This window comes from Methylobacterium sp. Leaf104 (assembly GCF_001422885.1).
Taxonomy (GTDB): Bacteria; Pseudomonadota; Alphaproteobacteria; order Rhizobiales; family Beijerinckiaceae; genus Methylobacterium.
On sequence record NZ_LMMZ01000003.1, the window covers coordinates 37,008 to 51,377 of the forward strand.

Sequence of the window (14,370 nt, forward strand, 5' to 3'; positions counted from 1 at the left end):
CCCGTCGCACCGACCCCGAGGCGAGGCGGACGGGTCGGGCCCGAGTTTTCGCGCGCCGATCGCCACGAGGGCGGCGCGGGGTCCGCCATGCCGCGGGACAGAATGTATGATTTCATACACAACGCCGCGAAGCGTGATAGGAGCAGCGCACCGAATCGAACCACGGAACCCCGATATGTCCCTGCGCCCGTCCATCGGGAAATGCTTCGGACCCGGCCTCGACCGGGCGGCCTGCCTGGCGGAGATCGGCGCCTGCATCGCCGAGGTGGAGGCGTCCTCCTCCGCCAAGGCCGCCACCGTCAGGATCCTGGCCCGGACCGGCTACGACGCGACGGACGCCATGGAGGCGCTGTGGCGTGAGATGGACACCTTGACGACCCTCCGGCATGTCCGCGACCATCTTCGCGCGGAATGCGATCTTCGCGCGGAATGAGGCTCCGCTCCGCCATCGCCGCACCAGGCCGGCCGAAGCGGTTCCCGGTCGCGACCGGCCCGGGCGCCCGCCCGCTCAGCCGACGCCGGTGGGACCGTCGATGACGCGTCGCACGCGCCGCGCGAGTTCGAGACGCTTGTAGGGCTTGTTGATGATCTCGAACTCGGTGCCGCCGGCATCGGTGCGCTCCAGGGACGCCTCCGCGTAGCCCGTGGTCAGCAGCACCTTGATCCGCGGCTGGCGCTCGCGCGCGGCCCGGGCCAGCATGACGCCGTTCATCCCGCCCGGCATGATCAGGTCGGTGAACAGGAGGTCGATCCGGCGCTCGCCGTCGAGGATCTCGATAGCGGCCCGGGGGCCGTCGGCGACGACGACCTTGTAGCCGAAATCCTCCAGGATGATGCCCGCGGTCTCGGCCACGTCCGGCCGGTCGTCGACGACGAGGACCGTCTCGGTCCCGTGCCGGTCCGCGGCCCGCTGGGACGCCTTGCGCTCCTCCTCGATCTTCTGGTCGCTCGCCGGGAACAGCAGCCGCACTGTCGTGCCGTGCCCGACCTCGGAATAGATCTTCACCGAGCCGCCCGACTGCTTGGCGAAGCCGTAGACCATGGCGAGGCCGAGGCCGGTGCCCTTGCCCTCGCTCTTGGTGGTGAAGAACGGCTCCATCACGCGGCTCAGGATCTCGGGCGGCATGCCGCTCCCGGTATCGGTGACGGAGACCACGACGTAGGCCCCGGGTCCGACCGTCTTGAACAGGGCGGCGTCCTCGTCCTCGACCAGGAGGTTCTCCGTCTTCACCGTGACGGTCCCGCCGCCCGGCATGGCATCGCGCGCGTTCAGCATGACGTTGAGCAGCGCCACCTCGGCCTGGGTCGGGTCGATGCGAGTGTTCCAGAGGTCGGGCAGCAGCTCCTGGCGCAGGGTGACGTGGTCGCCCAGCGTGCGCGCGGCCATCTCGCTCATGCTGTGGACGAGACCGTTGAGGTTGAGGAGCCGGCCCTCCAGGCGCTGCTTGCGCGAGAAGGCGAGGAGCTGGTGGGTCAGCTTGGCGGCCCGCTCGGAGGCGTCGCGGATGGCTTCTCCGGCCCGGCGCAGGCGCCCGACGTCGATGTCGGGATGGTCGATCAGCGCGAGCATGACCTCGTTGTGCCCGGAGATCACCTGGAGCAGGTTGTTGAAGTCGTGGGCGATGCCGCCGGTGAGCTGGCCCAGGCTCTCCATCTTCTGCGCCTGATGCAGGGATTCCTCCGCATCGCGCCGACGCGAGACGTCGAGCTGCGAGCCGAAGAAGTAGACGAGCTCGCCGGACCGGTTGAACACCGGGGAGACGAAGAGCGCGTTCCAGAACGAAGCGCCGTCCTTGCGGTAGTTGATGATCTCGGTCGAGAACTCGCGCTGCTCGTGGATGGCGAGGCGCAGGTCGGCGACGACCTCGCGATCCGTCTCGGGTCCCTGGAGGAAGCGGCAGTTCGTGCCGATCAGTTCGTCCCGGGTGTAGCCGGTCATGCGCTCGAAGGCGCGGTTGACGAAGATGATCGGGTTGTCCGCCTGGTGCGGATCCGTGACGATCATCGGCATCCGCGTCGTCTCGACGGCCGCGAAGAAGATGTCGTGATGCTGGTCGACGACGCCCGAGGGACCGCTGCCGCTGACAGGGGTCTTCGGGCCATAGGTCTTCGGCTTCTCGGGGGAAGTCGTCAAATCGAGGCTCCGGTATTCGAGACACCGGGGGCGCCTTGAACCATTCCAGATGGGCCGACGACATACGGGCCGCAAGCCGTGAATGGCCACTGAACAAAAGTTGAACGGCAGACGGAGAGCGCGTGGTCGCAGGCCCGTCGCAGGGTCCGGCCGGGCGGACGGGTAGGACCCGGTCCGGCGCGCCCCTGATGCACCGTCCGGCCTCGCTAGTGCGTACGTACCAGAAATCGTGAGCGTGGCCGGAACAGGATTGCGCACAACCCGTTTGTGCCCCGTGACCGACGCGCCCCGGCCGCATCCCCGGCCCCATCGGGTCCGGCCCGGCGCAGCCTCTTTCCCGACGAAGACTGGAGAACATCATGGTCGACACCAATCGTGTGACGGGCGCCGCCCAGGAGATCGCCGGCAAGGCCCAGGGCGCCATCGGCGATCTGGTCGGGTCGCGCGAGGATTCGGCGAAGGGGCGCCTGCGGGAAGTCCAGGGTTCGGCCGAGAACCTCTACGGCCAGGCCAAGGACGCCGTCCGCAACGTCGCCGACGAGGTCTCGGACTACGCCGAGGACGCCTACGACCAGGGCAAGCGCCAGTTGCACGACGTCCACGAGCGCTCGGTGGCGTGGCCCCACGCCTCGCTCCTCGTGGCCGGCCTCGTCGGCTTCGGCCTCGGCCTCCTCGTCGCGAAGCTCTGACGATCCCCACCCGCATTTCCGCCACCCGAACGATCCGGAGCATCCCGTGGCCGCCTCGCCCATCCTGTCCCCCACGCCCGCCGCCTCAGCCGACGTCCGCACGGTCCTGCTTCATCAGGTGTCGTGGGGCGCGATCTTCGCCGGTGCGGTCACCGCCCTGGTGAGCCAGGTCATCCTCAACATGGTCGGCGTGGGCGTCGGCCTGTCGAGCGTCGGCGCCCACGCCGCCGACAACCCGGCCGCCTCCACCCTCTCGCTGGGCGCCGGCCTCTGGTTCGTGGCCTCGGGCGTGGTCGCCGCGCTCGCCGGCGGCCTCATCGCCGGGCGCCTCTCGGGCAAGCCCGTCGCGGGCGCGGCCGGCCTGCACGGGCTGGTCTCCTGNCTCGGGCGTGGTCGCCGCGCTCGCCGGCGGCCTCATCGCCGGGCGCCTCTCGGGCAAGCCCGTCGCGGGCGCGGCCGGCCTGCACGGGCTGGTCTCCTGGGCGGTGACCACCCTGGTGGTGCTCTACCTCCTGACCTCGGCGGCCGGCGGCCTGATCGGGGGCGCCTTCTCGGGCGTGACCAGCACGCTGGGCGGGGCCGGCTCGCTGGTGGGCGGCACGGTGCAGACGGCCGCCCAGGCGGCCGCCCCCTCCCTGTCGAAGATCRCCAACCCGCTGGACGGCATCGAGCAGACGGTGCGCCAGCAGGCGGCCGGCCAGGACCCGCAGGCGGCCARGGACGCGGCSGTGGCCGCCATCCGGGCGCTGTTCACCGGYGATCCGGCCCAGAAGGCCGAGGCCGAGACCCGCGCGGCCGACGCGCTGGCCAAGGCGCAGGGCATCCCGGCCGAGCAGGCCAAGGCGCAGATCCAGGACTACCGCAAGCAGTACGACGCGGCCGTGGCCAGCGCCAAGCAGAAGGCCGAGGCCGCCGCCCTGGCCACCAAGTCGGCGGCCACCCAGGGCGCCTTCTACGGCGCGCTGGCGCTGATCCTCGGCGCGCTCGCCGGCTTCCTCGGCGGCCGCCTCGGCGCCCCCAAGCCCGACACCCTCGTGGCCGGATACGACGCCCGCCGCGCCTGAACGGAGAGCGTGCACTGGACCGGCGCTCCCCNGGACGAGAATACTCGTGAAATCGAGCTGCAGCGGCATTTCTACGGCGCGCTGGCGCTGATCCTCGGCGCGCTCGCCGGCTTCCTCGGCGGCCGCCTCGGCGCCCCCAAGCCCGACACCCTCGTGGCCGGATACGACGCCCGCCGCGCCTGAACGGAGAGGGGCTGGCCTGACCGGCCAGCCCCATCGGTTCACCGCAGATCCGAATCTCGTCGGATCGACAGGGTCTCGTCGGACCCTGTCGACCGTCCGCTTCCCTACAGACCGCCACTGCCTCCGGATCCACCCCCGGCGCTGCCGGTGCCGCTCGCGCGCGACGGCTGGCCGGCATTTCCGCCCGCCGCGGAATTCGAGGTCGCGGTATCGGCGCCGGTCGCCCCGCGCGAGAGGGTCCGTCCGCGGCGGCCGCCGGTGGTGTTCTGGCTGCTCGAGATCGCGACACCGCGTTTCTTGTGCCGCGAGCGGGCATCGGCCGTCGTGCCCATCTGCACGAGAACGAAGGAAGACAGGACCAGCACGCAGGTCGAGAGCGTCAGCGTTTTCATCGTCACTCCTGTGGTTGATGGAAAGAACTCAGGATCTGCGCCGAGTTTCCGTTCGCCCCGATGCTTTTGCGCCTCGGCCGGGGCCGGCCGTCATCGGCACGCGGTCAGGGGAGGGTGCCCACGGGGAAGGGCGCCGAGCGCGCGCCACGCGCCTCCGGGACAAATCGACGTGGAGCGGATTCGAAAGCAAGGATCGGGATGCGGCCCCGAGGCTCCCGGGGCAAGGATACGGTGACCGAGCCGATTCCGGCCGGAATCGGTCCCCGACGACGAAGGACATCCCCATGCGGCGCGCCGAAGCGGAACCACGGCCCGGGGCCTCCGGCACGTCCGAGAGCGAGAGCGCGCAGCGATGGGCCGCGCTCGCGGCCCGGGACGCCGGGGCCGACGGCCTGTTCGTCTACGCGGTCCGCACCACCGGCGTGTATTGCCGTCCGAGCTGCCCGTCGCGGGCGGCCAAGCCGGACAACGTCACCTTCCACGCCACCTGCGCCGCCGCCGAGGCGGCGGGCTTCCGGCCCTGCCGGCGCTGCCGGCCCGACGAAGCCCCCCTGGCCGAGCGGCAGGCGGCGGCGGTCGCCCGGGCCTGCCGCCTGATCGACGCGGCCGAGACCCTGCCGACCCTCGAGTCGCTCGCGGCGGCGGCGGGCTTGAGCGCCTTCCACTTCCACCGCGTCTTCCGGACGGTCACCGGCATCACGCCCAAGGCCTACGCGTCGGCCAGGCTCGCCGAGCGCGTCGCCCGGCGCCTGCCGGCGGCCGGGACGGTGACCGAGGCGGTGTTCGCGGCGGGCTACAACGCGTCGAGCCGGTTCTACGCCCAGGGCTCCGGGCGGCTCGGCATGACGCCGTCCGCCTACCGCAAGGGCGGCCCCGGCGTCGCGATCCGGTTCGCGGTGGCCGCCTGCTCCCTCGGCGCCATCCTGGTCGCGGCGACGCCGCGCGGAGTCTGCGCCATCCTCCTCGGCGACGATCCCGACGCCCTGGTGCGCGACCTCCAGGACCGCTTCCCGCGGGCCGACCTGTCACCCGGCGATGCGGCGTTCGACCTCTGGGTGGCCGCGGTCGTCGGCCTCGTCGAGGCGCCTGGGCGCGGGCTCGACCTGCCCCTCGACATCGGCGGCACCGCCTTCCAGCAGCGGGTCTGGGACGCGCTCCGCGCCGTTCCGATCGGCACCACGACGACCTATGTCGAGATCGCCCGGGCCATCGGCGCTCCCACGGCCATGCGCGCCGTGGCCCAGGCCTGCGGCGCCAACCGGCTGGCCGTCGTCGTTCCCTGCCACCGGGTGGTGCGCTCGGACGGGGCGCTGTCCGGCTATCGCTGGGGCGTCGCCCGCAAGCGCGCGCTCCTCGACCGCGAGGCGGCGCGGTGACGACGTCGCCGCAGCCGGGCAGGGCGATCGACGTGGTCCGGGCGCCGCAGGTCACGACCACAGGATATCGGCCTCGTCGGCCGCGCTCCACGGGTTACAAGTCGTTCCGATGATCTAGGGTGGCGGCGGCGGGTCGTGTCCGGACCGCCCTCATTCGCCTCTCCCGCCGCGGCGCCATCCGCGCCCATTCCCGGGTCGACATCGGCCTGGCCGCCCTTCCTCCGCCTCGCCGCCCGGCCCCCGCGCGACGTCGTCGGCGGCCTGAAGCTGTCGTTCTGGTCGCGTCGGCGGTTGCGAAGCGGATGGCAGCAAGAATGCCCACGAAGCAGGCATTCCGCGAAGATGTCGGCGGGTACGGCCAGGTTTTCGCACGTCCCTGAGGCAGTCCGGCCGACAGCGACGACGGGCCGGAACGTCCCGACTATTCTTCCTGACTATTCATGAGGCAGGGCGGCTGCGCGTCCGGAAAGCGCAGACGCGACGACATCGCGGGCGGACGATCGCTCCCGGCCCGCGAGATCTGCGCGGCGGTTTGGCCGGCGGATTGCATTCACGGTTTCGTCAAGCCGTACGCAGCCCATGGAAACCCGTCCCCGCATGTTCGCTTCCGTCTCCCGCTGGTCGAAGTCCCGCCTTCTGGCCGCCACCCTGCTGTCCGGGGTGATGATGCCCGCCGCCCTCGCCCAGGGCGTGCTGAAGATCGGCATGACCGCCTCCGACATCCCGCTCACCACCGGCCAGGCCGACAATGGCGGCGAGGGCATGCGGTTCACGGGCTATACGGTCTATGACGGGCTCATCAACTGGGACCTCTCCTCCGCCACCAAGCCCTCCGTGCTGGTGCCGGGCCTCGCCACGAGCTGGACGGTCGACCCCGCCGACAACACCAGGTGGACCTTCAAGCTGCGCGAGGGCGTGACCTTCCACGACGGCTCGCCCTTCACTGCCGAGTCGGTGGTGTGGAACCTCGACAAGCTCCTGAAGAACGACGCGCCGCAATTCGACCCGCGCCAGTCGGCGCAAGGTCGCTCGCGCATCCCGGCCGTGGCGAGCTACCGCGCCGTCGATCCGACCACCCTCGAAGTCGTCACGAAGAACCCCGACGCGACGCTGCCCTATCAGATCGCCTGGATCATGATCTCGTCGCCCGCCCAGTGGGAGAAGGTCGGCAAGAGCTGGGACGCCTTCGCCAAGACGCCCTCGGGCACCGGCCCGTGGAAGCTGACCCTGTTCGCCCCGCGCGAGCGCGCCGAGATGGCGCCCAACAAGGCGTATTGGGACACGGCCCGGGTGCCGAAGCTCGACAAGCTCGTGCTCGTGCCGCTGCCCGAGGCCAATGCCCGCGTGGCGGCCCTGCGCTCCGGCCAGGTCGACTGGATCGAGGCGCCCCCGCCGGACGCGGTGGCCTCCCTCAAGGCCGCCGGGTTCGGCATCGTCACCAACGCCTACCCGCACAACTGGACCTGGCACCTCTCCCGCGCCGAGGGCTCGCCCTGGAACGACATCCGCGTGCGCAAGGCGGCCAACCTCGCGGTGGACCGCGAGGGCATGAAGGAATTGCTCAACGGCCTGATGATCCCGGCCCAGGGCTTCATGCCGCCGGGCTCGGCCTGGTTCGGCAACCCGACCTTCAAGCCGACCTACGATCCGGAAGCCGCCAAGAAGCTCCTGGCCGAGGCCGGCTACGGGCCGAACAAGCCCATCGTCACCAAGATCCTGATCGCGCCCTCGGGCTCGGGGCAGATGCAGCCCCTGCCGATGAACGAGTTCATCCAGCAGAACCTCGCGGATGTCGGCATCAAGGTCGAGTTTGAGGTGGTCGAGTGGAACACGCTCATCAACCTCTGGCGCGCGGGCGCCAAGTCCGACATGTCGCGCAAGGCGACGGGGATGAACTTCTCCTACTTCATCCAGGACCCCTTCACGGGCTTCATCCGCCATCTCCAGTGCAATCTCGCGGCGCCGAACGGCACCAACTGGGGCCACTATTGCGACCCCGAGATGGACAAGCTGTTCGATCAGGTCCGCACCACCTTCGACCCGGCCGAGCAGACCAAGGTCCTGGAGAAGGTCCACGAGAAGTACGTCGACGACGCCCTGTTCCTGATGGTGGCCCACGACACCAATCCGCGCGCGATGAGCCCCAAGGTGAAGGGCTTCGTGCAGGCGCAGAACTGGTTCCAGGACTTCTCGCCGATCTCGATGGGCAAGTGATGGACATCCGGGTCGCCCTGGGACGCAGGCCCGCCCCCTTCCGCGGGGACGGGGCCTGGCCATGCTGAAGTTCATCCTCCAGCGCCTGCTCACCGTGACGCCGGTGGCGCTCGGCGTGAGCGTCGTCTGCTTCCTGCTGGTCCACCTCGCCCCCGGCGACCCCCTGAGCGCCGTGCTTCCGGTGGACGCCACGCAGGAGACCATCGACGCGATGCGGGCGGCCTACGGCTACGACAAGCCGCTGCCGGTGCAGTACGTCATCTGGCTCTGGCACGTGCTCCAGGGCGATCTCGGCATCTCCATCGCCACCGGCCGCCCGGTGGCGCAGGAGGTCGGCCGGGCGGTGGTCAACAGCCTGATCCTGGCCTTCGTGGCGACGCTGATCGGCTTCACCTTCGGCTGCCTGTTCGGCTTCGTGGCCGGCTACTTCCGCAACTCGATCCTGGACCGGCTCGCCTCGGCGGTGTCGGTCTTCGGGGTGAGCGTGCCGCATTACTGGCTCGGCATGGTGCTGGTCATCGTGTTCTCGGCCCAGCTCGGCTGGCTGCCGCCCACCGGCGCCGGGCCGGACGGCTCGGGCAACTGGCGGCCCGACCTCGATCACCTGCGCTACATCGTCCTGCCCGCGCTCACGATGTCGGTGATCCCCATGGGGGTGATCGCCCGCACCATCCGGGCGCTGGTGGGCGACATCCTGGCCCAGGACTTCGTGGGTGCGCTCCGGGCCAAGGGCATGAGCGAGTTCGGCGTGTTCAAGCACGTGGTCAAGAACGCCGCCCCGACGGCGCTCGCCATCATGGGGCTGCAGCTCGGCTACCTGCTCGGCGGTTCGATCCTGATCGAGACGGTGTTCGCCTGGCCCGGCACCGGCTTCCTGCTCAACGCCGCGATCTTCCAGCGCGACCTGCCCCTGCTCCAGGGCTCGATCCTCGTCCTGGCGATGTTCTTCGTCGCCCTCAACCTCATCGTCGACGTCGTGCAGACGGCGCTCGACCCGCGCATCGAGAGGGGCTGATGGCACTCGCGACACAGGCCGGCGCGCCGGTCCTCGACATCGCCGGCGGGGCCGCGCCCGCGCCGGCCGCGCCCGACGCCTTCGTGCCTTCGCGCGGCTTCTGGGGGCAGGTCGGCCACAAGCTCCTGCGCGATCCCGTGGCGATGGCCGCCGCCTGCGTGATCCTCGCCATCGTGGCGATCGCGCTGCTCTCGCCCTGGATCACCCCGATGGACCCCTATCGCGGCTCGATGCTGCGGCGCCTGAAGCCGATCGGCGACGCGACCTACCGCCTCGGCTCGGACGAGCTCGGCCGCGACATGCTGAGCCGCCTGATGATGGGTGGCCGCCTGTCCCTGTTCATCGGCGTCACCCCCGTCATCCTCGCCTTCTTCATCGGCTCCGGCATCGGCATCCTGGCCGGCTACGTCGGTGGCTGGGTCAACACCGTCCTGATGCGCACGGTGGACGTGTTCTTCGCCTTCCCCTCGGTCCTGCTCGCCATCGCGCTCTCGGGTGCGCTGGGCGCCGGCATCGTCAACTCCATCGTGTCGCTGACCTGCGTGTTCGTGCCCCAGATCGCCCGCGTGGCCGAGAGCGTGACCACCCAGATCCGTGCCCGCGACTACGTCGACGCGGCGCGTCTCTCGGGCGCCTCGACCCTGACGATCCTGCGGGTGCAGGTGCTCGGCAACGTGCTCGGGCCGATCTTCGTCTACGCCACCAGCCTCATCAGCGTGTCGATGATCCTGGCCTCGGGGCTGTCCTTCCTCGGCCTCGGCGTGAAGCCGCCCGAGCCCGAATGGGGCCTGATGCTGAACACCCTGCGCACGGCGATCTACGTGAACCCGATGGTCGCGGCCCTGCCGGGGCTGGCCATCTTCGTCGTCTCGATCTCGTTCAACCTGTTCTCCGACGGCCTGCGGTCCGCCATGGAGGTGAAGGCATGAGCATGCCGATCGGCGCTCCCACCGTCCCGATCGCCCGCGACCGGGGCGGCCCGGCCCAGCCCCTCCTCACCGTCGACCGGCTCGTGAAGCACTTCCCCGTCAAGACGGGCTTGGGCGGCACCAAGGCGGTGGTGCGGGCGGTGGACGGCGTCGACTTCGAGATACTGAAGGGCGAGACCCTCGGGGTCGTCGGCGAGTCGGGCTGCGGCAAGTCCACCACCGCCCGGCTGATCATGGGGCTGATCCGGCACGATTCCGGCGATCTGCTCTTCGACGGCGAGCGCATCGGCGGCCGGGCGCTGCCCCTGCGCGACTTCCGGGCCCAGGCCCAGATGGTGTTCCAGGACAGCTACTCCTCCCTCAATCCGCGCATGACCATCGAGGGCTCCATCGCCTTCGGACCGCGGGTGCACGGAGTCCCGAAGCGCCAGGCCATCGAGCGCGCCCGCTCCCTGCTCGCCCGGGTGGGGCTGGAGCCCGCGCGCTTCGCCGCGCGCTATCCGCACGAGCTCTCCGGCGGCCAGCGCCAGCGCGTGAACATCGCCCGGGCGCTCGCGCTGGAACCCCGCCTCGTGGTGCTCGACGAGGCCGTCTCGGCGCTGGACAAGTCGGTGGAGGCGCAGGTGCTGAACCTACTGATGGACCTCAAGCAGGAATTCAACCTCACCTACCTGTTCATCTCCCACGACCTCAACGTGGTGCGCTTCATCTGCGACCGGGTGGCGGTGATGTATCTCGGGCAGGTGGTCGAGATCGGCCCCGCCGACATGGTGCTGGCGAGCCCCGCCCACCCCTACACGGCCGCCCTCCTGTCCTCGATGCCCTCGATGGATCCGGATGCCCGGACGCAGGTGGCGCCCCTCGCCGGCGACCCGCCGAACCCGATCGACCCGCCCGCCGGCTGCCGCTTCCATCCCCGCTGCACCCTGGTTGAGCCCGTCTGCCGGGGTACGGTCCCGCCCCTCGACGCCCTCGATGCCCGCCACCGCGTCGCCTGCCTCGCCCGCCAGCCGGGCTCGGGCCACGCGCTCGCCCCAGACCTGGCGGTGGCCGCATGAGCGCATCCGAACCCGGCCCGGCGGTGGCGATCCGCGGCCTGACGGTGGTCTTCGGCGGCGTGGTCGAGGCCGTGGACGGAGTCGACCTCACCCTCGAGCGCGGCCAGGCCGTGGCGCTGATCGGCGAATCGGGCTCGGGCAAGAGCGTCACCCTGCGGGCGATCATGCGCCTGAACCCGGAGCGCCGGACGCGGATCGGCGGAGAGATCCGGGTCGGCGGCGCCGACGTGATGGCGATGTCGCCGAAAGCCCTGCGGGCCCTGCGCGGCCGGGCCGTGGCGATGATCTTCCAAGAACCGCTGCTCGCCCTCGACCCGGTCTACACGGTGGGCCAGCAGATCACCGAGGCGATCCGCCAGCACGAGCGCATCGGCTCGGCGGCGGCGCGCCAGCGCGCCCTGGCGCTGTTCGAGCGGGTCCGCATCCCGAGTCCGGAGCGGCGCCTCGACGCCTATCCGCACGAGATGTCGGGGGGCATGCGCCAGCGCGCGATGATCGCCCTGGCGCTGGCCTGCCGGCCGCAGGTCCTGCTCGCCGACGAGCCGACGACGGCACTGGACGCCACCGTGCAGATCCAGATCCTGCTGCTCCTGCGCGAGCTGCAGGCCGAACTCGGTCTCTCGACGATCTTCGTCACCCACGACCTCGGCGCCGCCGTGGAGGTCGCCGACCGGATCGCGGTGATGTATGCCGGCCGCATCGTCGAGGAGGGCTCCGCCCGCGACGTGGTGCTCGATCCCCATCATCCCTACACGATCGGCCTGCTGCGCAGCCGCGCCGACGGCGCGCTCGCCAAGGGCACGCGCCTGAAGACGATTCCCGGTAGCCCGCCCGACCTCGCCAACCGCCCGCCGGGCTGCCCCTTCGCCCCGCGCTGCTTCCTCGCCGAGGAACGCTGCCGGGTCGAGGCGCCGCCCGCCGTGGCCGTGCAGCCCGGCCACCGGGCCGCCTGCTGGCGGACCGAGGCGGCCCACGCGGCGTTCCAGGGGGACCGGGCGCCGGTGCTGGCGGACGCGGCGGTGTAAACGCGAAGGCGTCGCGCGGATCAGCCCGGCTGTGCGATTCCCTTCGTCCACAGCATGCACAGGTAGAACACCTGCCCGCCGATCAGGAGGGCGCTCATGGGCAAGAGGGTCCGGAACGCCCGCGTCCCGTCGGAGTCCCTCCGGCACCGCACCAGCATCGTCGCCATGGCGAAGAGGCCCACCCCCGGCCCGAAGCCGAGCGCGACCCATCTCGGCGCAAACCAGTTGGGACGCCCGTCGATGCCCCACTGCATCGGCAGACGATCCAGGCCACCCAGGTAACCGTTCGCCGCCCAGGACAGTCCGATCAGACAGGCGGGCGTCGCCGCGGCGAGGAGGTAGGCACGCGTCATCGCGAGGGCGAGCTCCGGTCACGCAACGGTGCCGAAGCCTACCGCGAGCGGCTTTCCCGATCCTTACCCCAGCCGCAACCCGGCCTTCGCCTTGCGCAGTTGCAGATACAGGCTCGCCCCGAGGGCCAGCCCGATCACCGCCAGCGACATGCCGGTGGTGAGGGTGCCCAGCGCGTAGATCTCCGGCGTCGTGACGGTGGTGGTGAGGCCCTGCAGCTCCAGCGGCAGGGTGTTGCGGCCGCCGATGGCCTGGCTGGTGCGGGCGAGTTCGTCGAAGGACAGGGTGAAGCCGAACAGCGCGACGCCGACCAGCGACGGTCCGAGGATCGGCACCACCACGTGGCGCAGGGTCTGGGGTCCGCTGGCGCCGAGGTCGCGGGCGGCCTCCTCGTAGGCCGGATCGAACCGGTTGAAGACCGCGAACATGATGAGGAGGCCGAAGGGCAGGGTCCAGGTCAGGTGCGCGCCCAGCGCCGAGGTGTAGAGCCCCATCAGGGTGCCGTGCTCCTGCAGCCAGCCCCAGCCGGTCTCGGCGGCGGCCCACTTCACCGCCTCGTCGAGGAGACGGAATTCCAGGCCGATGCCGAGGGAGACCACGATGGAGGGCACGACCAGGCTCGCCACCGCGATGGTGAACAGCGCACTCTCGCCGCGGAAGCGCTTGCGGAAGGCCAACCCTGCGAAGAACGCGACGACGACGGTGAGCAGCATGACCACGAGGCCGAGGCGGAGCGAGCGCCACAGGGCGCCCCAGATGTCGACGATGCCGAGCCCGGCCCAGAGCTTGCCGAACCAGTGCGTCGAGACGCCGTTCATCGGGAAGGTGAGGCCGCCCTGCGGCCCCTGGAAGCTCAGCACCAGGATCGTCAGCGTCGGCCCGTACAGGAAGGCGACGAACAGGGCGAAGAACGCCGCCAGGGCATAGAAGGCCGGGGAGCGGGGGCGGTCGCTCACGATCAGAGTTCCTTGCGCAGGTCGATGAGCCGGGTCATGGCCACGATCATCAGCATCACGGCGCCCAGCAGCACCACCGCGTTGGCGGCCGCCGCCGGAAGCTGCAGGGCCGACATCTGGACCTGGATGACCTTGCCGACCGAGGCGATCTGCTGGCCGCCCATCACGCCGACGGTGACGAAATCGCCCATCACGAGGGTGATCACGAAGATCGACCCGATGGCGATGCCGGGCTTGGCGAGGGGGACCACCACGTTCCAGAGCGTCTGCCAGCCGGTGGCCCCGGAATCATAGGCCGCCTCGATCAGCGAGCGGTCGATGCGCGCCATGCTGTTGAAGATCGGCACGATCATGAAGACGGTGTTGAGGTGCACGAAGGCGAGCACCACCGAGAAGTCGGAATAGAGCAGGCCCTCGATCGGCGCCCTGATCAGCCCCATGCCCATCAGGGTGTCGTTGACGAGGCCGTTGCGGCCGAGCAGCGGGATCCAGGAGATCATCCGGATCACGTTCGAGGTCCAGAACGGGATTGTGCAGACGAGGAACAGCGCCATCTGCATGGTCTTCGAGCGGACGTGGAAGGCGACGAAATACGCCACCGTGAAGCCGATCAGCAGGGTGCAGGCCCAGGTCAGCGCACAGAACTTCAGGGTCGAGAGATAGGTCCGCACGGTGGTGCAGGCATCCGCGGTGTTGAGGCAGCCCTCGAACACGTCGATGTAGTTCTGCACCGTGAAGGACGGGATGATCTCGTACTCGTTGTACTCCCAGAAGCTGACGATCAAGGTCAGCGCCAGCGGCACTACGAAGAACACCAGGAACACCAGCGCCATCGGCGCCGCCTGGAGATAGGCGAGCGCCTGCCGGCGCCGGGTCTTGGCCGTGAGGCTGGCGGTGGAGGCTGCAGCGGCCGGACTTTCCGCGATCGTGGGGAGGGAGGAGAGGGCGGTGTCTGTCATGGCTCGGCCCTCGTGACACGCGAAA

13 protein-coding genes and 2 pseudogenes are annotated in these 14,370 nt (G+C 70.5%); 10 read left to right on the top strand and 5 right to left on the bottom strand.

Annotation, left to right across the window (positions count from 1 at the left end):
• Window positions 1-175: 175 nt before the first annotated feature.
• The gene (locus tag ASF49_RS05015) at window positions 176-433 is read left to right on the top strand and encodes a hypothetical protein (protein WP_056468755.1); all 258 of its coding nucleotides are present in this window, start codon (window positions 176-178) and stop codon (window positions 431-433) included.
• Between the two features lie 75 nt (window positions 434-508).
• Here ASF49_RS05015 and ASF49_RS05020 read toward each other — a convergent pair whose 3' ends face one another.
• The gene (locus tag ASF49_RS05020) at window positions 509-2,134 is read right to left on the bottom strand and encodes a hybrid sensor histidine kinase/response regulator (RefSeq protein WP_056468758.1); all 1,626 of its coding nucleotides are present in this window, start codon (window positions 2,132-2,134) and stop codon (window positions 509-511) included.
• A gap of 359 nt (window positions 2,135-2,493) precedes the next feature.
• Here ASF49_RS05020 and ASF49_RS05025 point away from each other — a divergent pair, with 359 nt between their 5' ends.
• From ASF49_RS05025 to ASF49_RS24385, 3 genes and pseudogenes are all read left to right on the top strand, one after another.
• A complete protein-coding gene (locus tag ASF49_RS05025; protein ID WP_056468761.1) occupies window positions 2,494-2,823 on the top strand; it encodes a CsbD family protein in 330 nt (109 codons plus the stop codon).
• Window positions 2,824-2,869: 46 nt separating this feature from the next.
• Window positions 2,870-3,204 (top strand): annotated as a pseudogene (locus ASF49_RS24380) (PhnA-like protein); the annotation flags it as partial.
• Window position 3,205: 1 nt separating this feature from the next.
• Window positions 3,206-3,887 (top strand): annotated as a pseudogene (locus ASF49_RS24385) (PhnA-like protein); the annotation flags it as partial.
• Window positions 3,888-4,174: 287 nt separating this feature from the next.
• On the opposite strand, the gene ASF49_RS05035 reads toward ASF49_RS24385, so the two are convergent.
• On the bottom strand, window positions 4,175-4,462 hold the full coding sequence (locus tag ASF49_RS05035) for a hypothetical protein (protein ID WP_056468764.1): 288 nt from the start codon (window positions 4,460-4,462) through the stop codon (window positions 4,175-4,177).
• Window positions 4,463-4,746: 284 nt separating this feature from the next.
• Between ASF49_RS05035 and ada the strand changes: the two genes are divergently transcribed.
• The 6 genes from ada to ASF49_RS05065 all read left to right on the top strand — a co-directional run bounded on the left by ada (window position 4,747) and on the right by ASF49_RS05065 (window position 12,079).
• On the top strand, window positions 4,747-5,838 hold the full coding sequence (ada, locus tag ASF49_RS05040; protein ID WP_056468766.1) for a bifunctional DNA-binding transcriptional regulator/O6-methylguanine-DNA methyltransferase Ada: 1,092 nt from the start codon (window positions 4,747-4,749) through the stop codon (window positions 5,836-5,838).
• Between the two features lie 663 nt (window positions 5,839-6,501).
• A complete protein-coding gene (locus ASF49_RS05045) occupies window positions 6,502-8,052 on the top strand; it encodes an ABC transporter substrate-binding protein (protein WP_243214481.1) in 1,551 nt (516 codons plus the stop codon).
• A 61-nt stretch (window positions 8,053-8,113) separates the two neighbouring features.
• Complete coding sequence (locus ASF49_RS05050) at window positions 8,114-9,067, top strand: ABC transporter permease (RefSeq protein WP_056468772.1); 954 nt, start codon at window positions 8,114-8,116, stop codon at window positions 9,065-9,067.
• Entirely contained in the window at window positions 9,067-9,996 is a 930-nt protein-coding gene (locus ASF49_RS05055) for an ABC transporter permease (RefSeq protein ID WP_056468775.1), read from the top strand. Before ASF49_RS05050 ends, ASF49_RS05055 begins: the two co-directional genes overlap by 1 nt.
• A complete protein-coding gene (locus ASF49_RS05060) occupies window positions 9,993-11,054 on the top strand; it encodes an ABC transporter ATP-binding protein (protein WP_056468778.1) in 1,062 nt (353 codons plus the stop codon). Before ASF49_RS05055 ends, ASF49_RS05060 begins: the two co-directional genes overlap by 4 nt.
• Window positions 11,051-12,079: an ABC transporter ATP-binding protein gene (locus ASF49_RS05065; protein WP_056468781.1), complete on the top strand. Its 1,029-nt coding sequence runs from the start codon at window positions 11,051-11,053 to the stop codon at window positions 12,077-12,079. Before ASF49_RS05060 ends, ASF49_RS05065 begins: the two co-directional genes overlap by 4 nt.
• Window positions 12,080-12,099: 20 nt before the next feature.
• Here ASF49_RS05065 and ASF49_RS05070 read toward each other — a convergent pair whose 3' ends face one another.
• The 3 genes from ASF49_RS05070 to ASF49_RS05080 all read right to left on the bottom strand — a co-directional run bounded on the left by ASF49_RS05070 (window position 12,100) and on the right by ASF49_RS05080 (window position 14,345).
• Window positions 12,100-12,432, bottom strand: a complete 333-nt coding sequence (locus ASF49_RS05070) for a hypothetical protein (RefSeq protein WP_056468785.1) — start codon at window positions 12,430-12,432, stop codon at window positions 12,100-12,102.
• A 63-nt stretch (window positions 12,433-12,495) separates the two neighbouring features.
• Window positions 12,496-13,389, bottom strand: a complete 894-nt coding sequence (locus ASF49_RS05075) for an ABC transporter permease (protein WP_056468788.1) — start codon at window positions 13,387-13,389, stop codon at window positions 12,496-12,498.
• Complete coding sequence (locus tag ASF49_RS05080) at window positions 13,389-14,345, bottom strand: ABC transporter permease (RefSeq protein WP_056468797.1); 957 nt, start codon at window positions 14,343-14,345, stop codon at window positions 13,389-13,391. The genes ASF49_RS05075 and ASF49_RS05080 overlap by 1 nt, the downstream gene beginning before the upstream one ends.
• Window positions 14,346-14,370: the final 25 nt, after the last annotated feature.